10 protein-coding genes are annotated in these 11,898 nt (G+C 63.0%); all 10 read right to left on the reverse strand.

Annotation, left to right across the window (positions count from 1 at the left end; genetic code table 11):
* Positions 1–53: 53 nt before the first annotated feature.
* Positions 54–995 (reverse strand): glycosyltransferase family 9 protein, encoded by a 942-nt coding sequence (locus LB524_RS07745; protein ID WP_224524948.1) that lies wholly within the window; start codon positions 993–995, stop codon positions 54–56.
* Positions 996–1,322: 327 nt separating this feature from the next.
* Positions 1,323–2,021, reverse strand: a complete 699-nt coding sequence (locus LB524_RS07750; protein ID WP_224524950.1) for a hypothetical protein — start codon at positions 2,019–2,021, stop codon at positions 1,323–1,325.
* Positions 2,018–2,656, reverse strand: a complete 639-nt coding sequence (locus LB524_RS07755; RefSeq protein ID WP_224525446.1) for a hypothetical protein — start codon at positions 2,654–2,656, stop codon at positions 2,018–2,020. Before LB524_RS07755 ends, LB524_RS07750 begins: the two co-directional genes overlap by 4 nt.
* A 755-nt stretch (positions 2,657–3,411) precedes the next feature.
* Complete coding sequence (locus LB524_RS07760; RefSeq protein WP_224524968.1) at positions 3,412–4,392, reverse strand: 2-dehydropantoate 2-reductase; 981 nt, start codon at positions 4,390–4,392, stop codon at positions 3,412–3,414.
* Between the two features lie 2 nt (positions 4,393–4,394).
* A complete protein-coding gene (locus tag LB524_RS07765; protein WP_224525449.1) occupies positions 4,395–5,915 on the reverse strand; it encodes an acyl--CoA ligase in 1,521 nt (506 codons plus the stop codon).
* A gap of 237 nt (positions 5,916–6,152) precedes the next feature.
* On the reverse strand, positions 6,153–7,739 hold the full coding sequence (gene ggt / locus LB524_RS07770) for a gamma-glutamyltransferase (RefSeq protein ID WP_224524970.1): 1,587 nt from the start codon (positions 7,737–7,739) through the stop codon (positions 6,153–6,155).
* 64 nt (positions 7,740–7,803) lie between these two features.
* Complete coding sequence (locus LB524_RS07775; RefSeq protein WP_224524973.1) at positions 7,804–8,604, reverse strand: ABC transporter permease; 801 nt, start codon at positions 8,602–8,604, stop codon at positions 7,804–7,806.
* Positions 8,601–9,527, reverse strand: a complete 927-nt coding sequence (locus tag LB524_RS07780; protein WP_015314612.1) for an ABC transporter permease — start codon at positions 9,525–9,527, stop codon at positions 8,601–8,603. Before LB524_RS07780 ends, LB524_RS07775 begins: the two co-directional genes overlap by 4 nt.
* Positions 9,524–10,609, reverse strand: a complete 1,086-nt coding sequence (locus LB524_RS07785; RefSeq protein WP_224524988.1) for an ABC transporter ATP-binding protein — start codon at positions 10,607–10,609, stop codon at positions 9,524–9,526. Before LB524_RS07785 ends, LB524_RS07780 begins: the two co-directional genes overlap by 4 nt.
* A gap of 73 nt (positions 10,610–10,682) precedes the next feature.
* Positions 10,683–11,723, reverse strand: coding sequence for an ABC transporter substrate-binding protein (locus tag LB524_RS07790; protein ID WP_023772116.1), 1,041 nt, complete (start codon positions 11,721–11,723; stop codon positions 10,683–10,685).
* Positions 11,724–11,898: the final 175 nt, after the last annotated feature.

Consider the following 11,898-nt stretch of genomic DNA (forward strand, 5'->3'; position numbering starts at 1 on the left):
ATAGGTCTGCAGTGCCTTCTTCACGGTTTCACGCGGGCCGGTCATCGCTGTTTCTACCGGAGTGAGTCGGTTTGATTGGCCGTCTCGTTCGCCTGCTGCCTCACTGCATCTATCAGGTCTCGTGTCGCCTGAGCGACCTTGGCAAAGGGTAGTCGATGAACGCAGTACACGCCGCCCGGATTGCCGGGCTTGCACAAATCGGGCGCAATGCACTGGCAAGGCAACGGCGGCTCAACCGTGCGGTGAAGCACCCCAAGAGGTCCCCAGATGTCGGGTGGCGTGAGGCCATAAAGCCCCACAACCGGGGTTCCGACTGACGCAGCCAGGTGCATTGGGCCGCTCTCGTTTCCCAGAAAGATAAATGCATCCGCAAGCAAAGCAGTTAATGTCTCAAGCGAGATCTTACCAACAACGCTCGCCAATGGTGACGCTGCCATGTCCAAGATTGTCTGCGCGGTTGAGCCTTCATTAGGTCCACCAACCAGTAGTGACCGCAGGCCCGTCGCGGCATAAACCTCGTCGATTATTGCAGCGAACCGTTCAGGTTGCCAACACCGCCCTTCGAACCTTGCTCCAGCGTGCACAGCGACGAAAGCTTTTACAGCCAGCTTGCTTTGCGCCAGAACCTGGGTAGACGCGCTTCGCCCAACCGGTGTGGGTTCAAGCCTCGGCGTCACTTCGCGTAATTCTATCCCAAGGGCTTCAAGCGGGGACAAATATCGGTACAAATAGTGCGCGCCTCCATGACCAAAGGGTTTAGCAAATATATTAGCAGGCTGACCTTCCCAAAACTTCAGGGGCTTTTCCGGGGGGGTGTACCCAACGCGCAGCGAAGCGCCGATTGACCTGTGCAATATCCTTGACGTCTTCGAGTCAGTTACATCAATGGTGAGATCGAATTTTCGGCGACGGAGGTCAGCTACCAAGCTTGAATATTCCTTCACCCGCTGAAGCAGACTTCTACCAGCACTTCTACCGTCGAACCCGATGGCCACGTCCGCGATATTCTGGCTGGTTACGAAGTCTCGCAGGCCAGGAGCGCAGAGCATGGCTATCGCAGCGTTTGGTAAGCGAGGCGCAGATTTCGCACGAGCACCGAAGTCAGAATGATGTCCCCGATGTACTTCGTCTGAATAACGAGAATGGACTTGATAGTCTGCCGATCAACCATCGAGATATTCAGCACACCAACCTCCTGGAGGGCGGGTAATGTTGGTCGTTGGTCGGTTCGCAGCTCCGAGAAATGGATATCTCATCGGAGCTAGATCATCTTTGCTATAGCGTTCGGGACAGCCCATGTTGCAATCCCTAAGAAGAACTCGTCATCGCATCTGTCCCTGCCATAAGGGCAATCCAGTTTCCGCGGCGAAGTCCCTATCCTCCGCGTAGATTGGCTCGCCTCTACTCACTACCAGGCGAAGCAAATCCGCATCTTCGTCGGCATGATATCGAAAGGCATTTCGGGTGTCGTATCCATGCCCAGCCTGGGACAGGGACAACCCGCTGACTACAACAGGGGCGAAGCCGGCGAAACGCGCCAACATGATCGCGAAGGCTCCGGTGGAGATTTTCCGGTGCCAGCCGCGGGACACATGATATTTGCCGCTAAGCCGCCAGACGATGTTGGCAAGTTGCCATTTGGTGAGCGCCTGCAAGGTATCAAAACCATAATTGAAGGTGCGACAACCAGCTTTCAGCTTGTCTTCAACGTCCGGCCAAACCGGCACGATCAGATGTTTCGCCTGCCGTCCCTTTAACAAATCGCGCTTGTAGAAGTCCTGTTCGCTCGCGCCGACTAAAATGCCGCGGCGGATGACTGCGATATCAGGAAGGCGGAGGCCGAACGTTTCCGCCAAAAGCTGGGAAGCATTGACGGTCACAAGTGCCCAATCGACACCATGTCCCTCCGGGAGGCGAAAATTCGGCGCCGACCCCATCACCAAGGCGGGACCAGTGGCCCTGGGCAACCGAAGAGTTGGCTTTGAGAAGATTGGCAAGAAATCCAAAAGCGGAGTTTTCATGCAGGAACCTGAACGGCATGTTCCTCAAACGCGCGCAGAATGCTCTCTTCTCGCCTCCACAATTCGTCCCATTGCGTGGTGCCGGACCAGCCCGCAAACCAAGGACCGCCGAGCGTGTAGTGCGCCAGCGAGACATCGGCGGGATCGAGTTCCGAAGCCGAAGCCCCTACGAGGTAGTTCCATGCCAGAGGCAATTCCCCGATCTCGTGGTCCTCAAGCCATTTGAAGGCGTGGAGGTCACGTCCAGGCCACGTATTGAGCATCTCGTTGGTCAGCCGTTTGTTGGAGGGATGATCTAGATTCCACAAAACGACCGACGACCAGTTTTTGCGGCGATAGAACGTCTGCATTTGTCCGTCCATCTTGACCGCTTCGGATTCGCGTTGCTGGTGCTTAACCGCCATAATCGCGTAGGAAGGATCGACTAGATCGAGCAGCTTGGCTGGATCCTTCAGAAACAGGACATCACAATCGCAGAACATGGCCCAGCCGCCTTGCCTTATAAACGGAACGGCAAAGCGCGATATGGCAAACTCTGTCGCCATCGGCGCCTCGGAAATCGGGCACCAGAGCTTACCATCCCGTACCACCATCGGTCGCTTCATAATTCCTTGGGCTTCAAGGTCTTTGAGCACCAATGGTAGTATCTGCAACGGCCTGCTTGTCCGCCGATAAGCGCTCCATCGCGCTACGTCTAGAACGCGGGATTCCCGTGGATCATAGCCGATGTAGATTGGTATCATGCCGCAACCCTATAATTGTGCAAATTTCCTCGAATTAAGCAGGGAAGCACTGCAAGCGGAAGACCGAAGTACAGCGGATCACTTGGTCACGATGGCGAGCGTGCACGGTGATCGGCACCAAATGCGCTATTGGAAAAGATCTCGGGAGAAGCGGCCCACGGCCTCTTCCCCGTCCTTGGCGTACCAAGGGTAAATCGTAGTCTTCGGCATTGCGCGTTCCTTTCAATCTGAAGTCAGCGTTCGTTCCTACCTTCTGAAGTAGGTCGCCAACTGTTTTTCTCCACCTTGCGGAAAAAAGTCGGCAGAAGCAGCTATCCACTCCGCGTCGGAGCGCAAATATCTTGACAGAACCCGGCCGCGGCTTGGCCGAGCCCGATCGTGTCTACCGGCTGTGGAACCTTGGCCCTGCAACGCTTTACAAGCGGGAACTAAGGACAAGTCGACATCACATATGGGTCACGGCTAGGTACGGTCCTGGCGCACCCGTCACGTCTGATGCGTCGTCACCAACGCCCGCTTTTTGGCGGCGGCACAGCTGACTTCGATAATCGAGATGAGGCGCAAAGCGGCCGTCCAACCGGTAGAGTTATGGACGTCTCTCTCCGGTCATTCGGGACGGCAGGCACTAACCGATGTCGGTTTCCTATTCACCCATAACACCCCCGCTCCACCGCCAGCCTCTTCACCAGCGCCAGCACCCCATCGATCGCCGGCGTCGGCTTGCCCGTCAGCCGGCCCAGCTCCTGCACGGCGCCCACCAGCGCGTCGATCTCCATCGGGCGGCCGCGTTCCAGGTCCTGCAGCATCGAGGTCTTGTGGTCGCCGACGTCGCCGGCGCCCTTGATGCGGCGGTCGACGTCTATGGGGAAGCGCACGCCGAGGCTTTCGCCGATCGCTTGCGCTTCCAGCATCATGGCGCGGGCGAGCATGCGGGTGCCCTCGTCGGCGACGATCGCGGCAAGCGTCGAGCCGGTCAGCGCCGAGATCGGGTTGAAGGAGAGATTGCCCCACAGTTTTATCCAGATCTCTGCGCGTATGTCGTCGCGCACCGGCGCCTGCAGCCCGGCCTTGACCATCTCCCCGGCCAGGAGCGTGACCCTTTCGCTCTTCTCGCCCGAGGGTTCGCCGAGCGAGAAGCGTTTTCCTTCGACATGGCGGATCAGGCCGGGCGCATCGACCTCGACGGCGGGGTAGACCACCGAACCGATGACACGCCGCGGGCCGAGCCGGTCCCAGATCGTGCCGCCGGGGTCGACCTGCTGCAGTCTGGTGCCTTCGAGCGCGCCGCCGTTTTTGTGGAAATACCACCAGGGAACGCCGTTCTGCATGGTGACGACCGCTGTGTGGTCCCCAAGCAGCGGGGCGATCTGGTCGAGCGCGGGCGCGACGGAATGCGCCTTCAGCGCCAATACGACATAGTCCTGTTCGCCAAGCTCTTCCGCCTTTGCGGCGGTCCTGACCGGGGCGGTCGTTTCCTGTCCTTCCTCTATCAGGCGCAGGCCATTGGCCTTGATCGCGTCGAGATGCGCGCCGCGGGCGACGATCGACAGCTCGGTGCGGCCGGCAATCGCCAGCTTGGCCGCGAGGTAGCCGCCGATGGCGCCGGCGCCGAAGATGGTGATCTTCATCATCAGAGCCCGAGCTTGGCGGCGAGCCCGATGCGCTGCAGCTTGCCGGTCGCGCCTTTGGGGATCTCCTCCAGGATCAGCACCTTGCGCGGCACCTTGAAGTCGGCGAGCCGCATCGCGGCATGGGCGCGGATATCGCCCTCGCTGGCGCTCATGCCTTCGCGCAGCACCACGGCCGCGGCCACCTCCTCGCCGAGCTTGTCATGCGGCATGGCGAAGGTGACGACCTGCGCCACCGCCGGATGGTCCATCAGCACATTGTCGACTTCGAGCGGCGAGATCTTCTCGCCGCCGCGGTTGATGATTTCCTTCAGCCGGCCGGTTACCCTGAGGTAGCCGTCATCGTCGAGCACGCCCTGGTCGCCGGTGTGGAACCAGCCATGCGCGAAGGCCGTGGCGTTGGCGTCCGGGGTCTTCTCGTAGCCTGAGGTGACATTGGGGCCGCGAATGACGATCTCGCCCGTTTCGCCGGCCTGCATTAGCCGGCCGTCCGGCGCCATCACGGCGACTTCGGGTCCGCCGGCGGCACCGACGCTGCCCGGCTTGCGCAGGCCGGGCGGCAGCCGGTTCGACGCCATCTGGTGCGCGGCCTCGGTCATCCCATAGGCTTCGATGACCGGGCAGCCGAAAGTCGCCTCGAGCTCGGCCATCACCTGCGCCGGCAGCGAGGCCGAGGACGAGCGGATGAAACGCAGGCGCGCCGCCGCCAATGCTTCCGGGTTACGCGCCGCGCGCGCCAGGATCGCCTGGTGCATGGTCGGCACGGCCGTGTACCAGCTCGGCTTCGCGTCACTCAGCCACTGGAAGAAGCGCAGCGCGTTGAAGCCTGGCGTGCAGTAGATGCTGCCGCCCGATGCCAGCGACGACAGCACCGCCGCGATCAGCCCATGGATATGGAACAGCGGCATGATGTTGAGGCAGCGATCGCTAGCCGTCAGGCCGAGCGTCGCGCCGATATGGCGGGCGGAGGCCGCGACATTGGCATGGCTGAGCGGCACCAGCTTGGGCCGCGACGTCGTGCCGGAGGTGTGCAGCAAAAGCGCGATGTCATCATCTCCAGCCATGGCGGGAGCCGCTTGCGGTCCGACCGCCGCGCCTTCGATGGTGAAGCTGCCGGCCGGCGCGTCCGGCGGCGCGATGAGCCGCAGCACGCCGATGCCAAGGCGCTCGGCCACAGTCACGGCAGGGCCAGTCTCGGTCTCGGCGACCAGGATCGCCTTGGCGCCGATGTCGGTCAGGTAGAAATCGAGCTCGTCCGCCCGGTAGGCGGGGTTGAGCGGCGCCGTCGAGGCTGTGGCGGCGACAGCGATGAAGGCCGTCGCCATCTCCGGCCCGTTGGGCAGCACGATCGCCACCCGGTCGCCTCGGCCGATGCCGCGTGCATGGAGCTGCGTGGCGGTGGTGGCGATCAGCGCGCGCAGCCTGCCATGGGTCAGCGTCGGCCTGTCGGGTGCCAGGATCGCCGGCGCGTCGTCGGCGCCGGCGACGAGGCGGTGGGAAAGGTCTGTGTGGATTTGGGTCATGGTCACCAGCTATGTTTCAAGACTATGGCTTGCGAAAGTCCATCTGATGTCAGCGCCGCCCCTCATTGCCCTGCCGGGCGTATAGGGACGGGGAGAAAGGGGCAGTTTCGGTCTCGGCGCCTGTTCAGCGTGGGCGATTGGCGAAACTGTCGATGACAGTGTCCCCTCTCCCCGTCACTATACGGGGAGAGGATGCCGGCAGGCAGGTGAGGGGCAGCGCCCGCGCCCGGTAGTTCCTCAATACCCCAGCGCCATCCCGTCCTTGCGCGGATCGGATGCCCCCGTCAGCGTTCCCTTTTCCCAGTCGATCAGCACCGCCTGGCCGCCGCCGAGCGGATGGTGCGGCTCGGTGATGGCGTGGCCGCGCCGCCGCAGGCCTTCGACCGCCTCGGCGGGCACGTTGCGCTCCGCCTCCACCATACCGTCATTGTAGAACACGCGCGGCGCGTCGAGCGCTTGCTGCGGGTCCATGCCGAAATCGATCATGTTGGTCAGAAGATGGACATGGCCGAAGGGCTGGTAGCCGCCGCCCATGACGCCGAACGGCATCACCACGCGGCCGTTTTTGGTCGCCATGCCGGGCATGATCGTGTGCATCGGCCGCTTGCTGGGCGCGATGGCGTTGGGGTGGGCCGGATCGAGGCGGAAGCTCGAGCCGCGGTTCTGCAGCACGACGCCGGTCTTGGGACCGACGACGCCGCTGCCGAACGAATAATAGGTCGAGTTGATGAAGGAGACCGCGTTGCGGTCGCGGTCGACGATCGAGATATAGACCGTGTCGCTGCCCGGCAGCTGCACGTCGGGCAAATGGGTCATGGCGCGCTCGCGGTCGATCTCGGCGCGCAGCCGGTCGGCATAGGCGGCCGAGAGAAGCTGCCTCACCGGCACCGGGACATGGTCCTGGTCGCCGACGAAACGGTCGCGGTCGCGATAGGCCAGCCGCCCGGCCTCGATCTCCAGGTGCAGGCGCTCGGCGCCGTTAGGGTCGAGCCCACCGAGCTTGAAGCCCGACAGCACGTTCAGCATCAAAAGCGCCGTCAGCCCCTGGTTGTTCGGCGGCATCTGGTGGATCTCGTGGCCGCCATAGCTGACGCTCACCGGCGCCACATAGTCGCCCCTGGTCGCGGCGAAATCGTCCGCCGTGTGCAGCCCGCCCAGCTCCTTGAGCCGGCGCACCATGTCGTCGGCGACCGCGCCTTCGTAGAACCCGGCGCGGCCCTGTTTGGCGATCACCCGGAGAGTGGCGGCCAACGCCGGCTGCTTGTGCACGTCGCCGGCCTTCGGCGCCATGCCGCCCGGCAGGAAGATGCGCGCGGCATGCTCGTCGGCGGAAAGATCGGTTTCGGGTTCGGCCCAGTCGAAGGCGACGCGGTCGTGCACGACATAGCCGCTCTCGGCATAGTGGATCGCCGGCGCCAGCACTTCGGCCAGGCTCTTGCTGCCATGGTCCTCCAGCAGCCGGCACCAGGCGTCGATGGCGCCCGGCACGGTCACCGCATGCGGCCCCTGTTTGGGGAGCTCGCTAAACCCCTTGTCGCGATACCAGTCGACGGTCGCGGCCGCCGGCGCACGCCCCGAGCCGTTGAAAGCCAGCACTTCGCTCCGTCCCTTGGGGCAGTAGAGGACAAAGCAATCGCCGCCTATCCCCGTCGATTGCGGCTCGACCACGCCCTGCACGGCGGCGGCGCAGATGGCGGCATCCATGGCATTGCCGCCGGCGCGCAGCATCTCGATGGCCGCAAGCGTCGAAAGCGGATGCGATGTCGCGGCAATCGCTTCCGTGGCACGAACCGGCGAGCGGCCGGGAAACTGGAAATCACGCATCTGATCTGGATATCCCCGGTGTCTTGAAAAAATGGGTCACTTGAAGCGAATGGGTCCGATGAAATCAATGCCGGCGGCCGAAGATCTGCGCCAGTGACAACAGCGCGACAGACAGCACGATCAGGCAGGTCGAGATGGCGGCGATGGTCGGGTCGATCTGGTCGCGCAGCGCGTTGAACATGCGGCGTGTCAGTGTCGTGGTCTCCCCGCCCGAGATGAACAGCGAGACGACAACTTCGTCGAAGGAGGTGATGAAGGCAAACAGCGCACCCGAGACGATCGAGAAGCGGATCTGCGGCATCGTCACTTGCCAGAAGGCGGCGATGCGCCCCGCACCCAGGCTGCGCGCCACCCGCTCCTGGTTCATGTCGTAGGAGCGCAGGCCCGACAGCACCGTCAGCACCACCAGCGGCAGCGCCTGCACCGTATGCGCGATGACCAGGCCGGTCAGCGTGTTGTTGAGGCCGATGCGCGCATAGAGGAAGAAGGTGCCGATGCCGACCAGGATCACCGGGATGATCAGCGACGCCGTGAGCAGCGCGTTGATGGTGCCGTTGAAGCGCAGCGTGCCCCGGTTGATCGCATAGGCGGCGGCAGTGCCGAGCGGGGTCGCCACCAGCGCGGTCATGACAGCTACCTTCACCGACACGATGGTGGCGTCGCGCCATTCCAGCGACTGGAAATAGCTTTCATACCAGCGCAGCGACCATTGCCGCGGCGGAAACTGCAGCAGCGTCGAATCCGAAAACGACATGATGACGATGATGACCGACGGCGCGATCAGGAACAGCAGCACGAGGCCGCCGAAGGCGTAGAGCCACAGCCGTTGCCGGTGCGAGATCGGCAATCCGATATCTTCACTCATCGCGAACTCCATACGCCGGTGGCCCGCGCGCCGAGCAGCCACTGGAACAGGCCGAGAAGCGCCAACGTGACCACCAGCAGCACCACGCCGAGTGCCGCACCGGCGCCCCAGTTGGAATAGAGGCTGGTGGTCTGTTCCATGCGCATCGCCCACATCACCACCTTGCCGCCACCCATCAGCGCCGGCGTCACGAAGAAACCGAGGCACAGCACGAAGACGATGACCACGCCGGAGGCGAGGCCCGGCACCGACAGCGGAAAGAAGATCTGCCGGAAGGTGGCGGCCGGGCCGGCGCCGAGGTTCATGCCGGCGCGCAGGCAGTCGGTGTCGATCGTCTTCATCGAGGCATAGAGCGGCAAGACCAGAAACGGCAGCAATATATGCGTCATGCCGATGACGACGCCCGAAAAATTGTTGGCCAGCGACAGCGGCTGGCTGATCACGCCGAGATCGATCAGCCAGCTGTTGATCAGGCCCTTGCGCTGCAGGATCACCAGCCAGGCATAGGTGCGCACCAGCACCGACGTCCAGAACGGCAGGATGACGAAGATCAGGCAGATCGATGCGGCCCGGCGCGGCAGCTGCGACAACATGTAGGCCAGAGGATAGCCTGTTAGCACGCAGGCGCCGGTGACGATGAAGGCGACCTCGAAGGTGGTGATGAAGGTCCTGATGTAGGAGGCCTGCTCGAAGAAACGCGCATAGTTGGCGGCGCTCAAGGCGCCGGTCTCGTCGAACAGCGACAGCCAGAACAGCCAGCCGATCGGCACGATGATGATCGCGCAGACAAGGAACAGGCTCGGCGCCAGCAGCGCCAGCAGCCGCAATGACTCGCGCCGCGCATCGGCGCGCAGGGCCTGCGCGTTCAGGTCCTGCCCCGCCGGACTGGCGGTCTCCGTCAGGAAGGCGGACTGCGCGCTCATCCCTCGGCCGCCACCAGGATCGTGTCCTTGGCATCGAGGCCGAGCGTGATCGGCTGGCCGGGCGCCGGCAGCCTTGCCAGCACATCGCTGCGGCAATAGTCGCGCAGCGTCAGCTGGCGGCCGTCGCGCAGGCTGGCATAGCAGACGAAACTGTCGCCCTGGTAGATGATGTCGCCGACCGTCGCATCGAGCACATTGACGCCGGTCGACGGGTCGGATGCCGTGACCAGCCGCAGCTTCTCCGGCCGCACCACCATCAGATGCGGACCGGCCGGCGGCGTCGGTGCGCCGGTCTGGATCAGCCTGTCCTCATACCAGACCGAGCCATTGCGGCTTTCGACCGGGATGAAGTTCGATTCGCCGATGAAGCCGGCTACGAATTGCGTCTTCGGCGCGGCATAAAGCGTTTCGGGCCGGTCGAGCTGTTCGATGCGGCCGCCGTTCATCACCGCGATACGGTCCGACATGGTGATGGCTTCGCGCTGGTCGTGCGTGACATAGACCGTGGTCATGCCGAGACGGCGATGAAGCGCACGCAATTCGATCTGCATATGCTCGCGCAGGCCCTTGTCGAGCGCCGACAGCGGTTCGTCCATCAAGACGATGCGCGGCTCGAAGACGATGGCGCGCGCCAGGGCCACGCGCTGGCGCTGGCCGCCGGAAAGCTGGTCCACCCGGCGCTCGCCCAGGCCATGCAGCTTCACCAGCTCCAGCGCCTTCTCCACCCGCTGCGCTGTCTCTGTCACACCGACGCCGCGCTGCTTCAGCGGAAAGGCGATGTTGTGGAAGACGTTCATATGCGGAAACAGCGCATAGTTCTGGAACACCATGCCGATATTGCGCCGGTGCGGCGGCGTGGTGATGATCTCGTCGCCGCCGACCTTGATCGATCCGCCATTGGCTCGCACGAAACCGGCCAGGATCATCAGCAGCGTCGTCTTCCCCGAGCCCGAAGGCCCAAGCAGCGTCAGGAACTCGCCGGCCTCGACATCGAGGTTCAGGTCGCGCAGCACCGGCACGCTGCCAAATCGTTTCTCGATCGCGCGCATGCCGATCGGCAGCGCGGATGGTGCAATGGACAAGATCGTTATCTCCGAGGCAGAGACTGAAGCAGCGGGGCGGCGCTGGTGCCGTCCCGCAATGTCAGGATTCCGGCTATTGCTGGATCAGGTTGTTGAACTTTTCCGTCGCCTCGACGAGGTTGTCGCGCCAGAACTCGGCATCCTGCAATACCTGCTTCTTGACGTTTTCGGGCGCCGAGTTGATGTCCTTGATCCGCTCCGGCGGGATCTTGCCGGTCTCGAAGGCCTTCTCGTTCACCGGCCCATTGTCGACATAGAGCGGCAGGTTGGCCTGCAATTGCGGGCTGACGAACATGGCCAGCGCCTTCATCGCCGCGTCCTTGTTCTTGGCGCCCTTGGGGATGACCATGCAATCGGCGGTGAGCACGCCCTGGTCGAAGGAGAAGCTGACCGGCGCGCCCTCCTTCTTCAAAGTGCCGGCGCGGCCGTTCCAGATGCTCGCCATGTCGACTTCGCCATCCTTCACCAGTTGCATGGCCTGGGCGCCGGAGGTCCACCAGGCATCGACATGGCCCCGGATTTTGTCGACCGATTTCAGCGCGCCGTCGATGTCGACGGGATAGACCTTGTCGATCGGCAGGCCGGAGGCGAGTGCTGCGACGCTCAGCGTCTCCGTCGCCTGGCTGCTGCTCAGCGCGCGCCGTCCCGGAAACTTTTCCACGTTCCAGAAGTCGGCCCATGTCTTCGGGCCCTTGTCGCCGAAGACATCGGTCCGATAGATCAGCACGACGGACGTGTAGGAAATGCCGACCCAATCGTCATGCACCAGCTTGGGGTTGATGCCGCTCTTGTCGATGATGCCGTAATCCAGCTTTTCGAACAGCCCTTCCTTCGAGCCGCGCGCGCATTCGTCGGCGCCGAGTTCGGTGATGTCCCATTTCACCGCATTGCCGGTCACCTGCAGGCGTACGTCATCGAGGCCGTTGGTCGTGTCTTCCTTGATGGTGATGCCGAGCGCATCGGCGGTCGGCTTGAAGAAGGCCTTGGTCTGCGCCTCCTGATAGGTGCCGCCCCATGAGGCGACGGTGATCGTGTCGGCGGCGACGGCGGGCACTGCCACGGAGGCAATGAGCCCGGCTATCGCTAGAGTTCTAAAGCTGGTGGTCCTGTTCATTTCGGTTCTCCGACCGGTGTTCCCACTTGTTTTTGATTTAGCATGCGATTTTGTATACAATTTAGAATGTAGCCGAGAGATCGGTGTTGTCAACTGCGGCGGGCGCGATCGGTTGGGCGGTAGGGACGACGCCGCGGGGCGTGGCAAATTACGCCGACTGCGACTACAAACGAGG

Source organism: Mesorhizobium sp. ESP6-5 (assembly GCF_020164695.1).
GTDB lineage: Bacteria > Pseudomonadota > Alphaproteobacteria > Rhizobiales > Rhizobiaceae > Mesorhizobium > Mesorhizobium australicum.

Coding starts and splice junctions, on each gene's coding strand:
- LB524_RS07750 (WP_224524950.1), bottom strand. CDS start 2,021: ATGAAAACTCCGCTTTTGGATTTCTTGCCAATCTTCTCAAAGCCAACT.
- LB524_RS07760 (WP_224524968.1), bottom strand. CDS start 4,392: ATGAAGATCACCATCTTCGGCGCCGGCGCCATCGGCGGCTACCTCGCG.
- LB524_RS07765 (WP_224525449.1), bottom strand. CDS start 5,915: ATGACCCAAATCCACACAGACCTTTCCCACCGCCTCGTCGCCGGCGCC.
- ggt (WP_224524970.1), bottom strand. CDS start 7,739: ATGCGTGATTTCCAGTTTCCCGGCCGCTCGCCGGTTCGTGCCACGGAA.
- LB524_RS07775 (WP_224524973.1), bottom strand. CDS start 8,604: ATGAGTGAAGATATCGGATTGCCGATCTCGCACCGGCAACGGCTGTGG.
- LB524_RS07780 (WP_015314612.1), bottom strand. CDS start 9,527: ATGAGCGCGCAGTCCGCCTTCCTGACGGAGACCGCCAGTCCGGCGGGG.
- LB524_RS07790 (WP_023772116.1), bottom strand. CDS start 11,723: ATGAACAGGACCACCAGCTTTAGAACTCTAGCGATAGCCGGGCTCATT.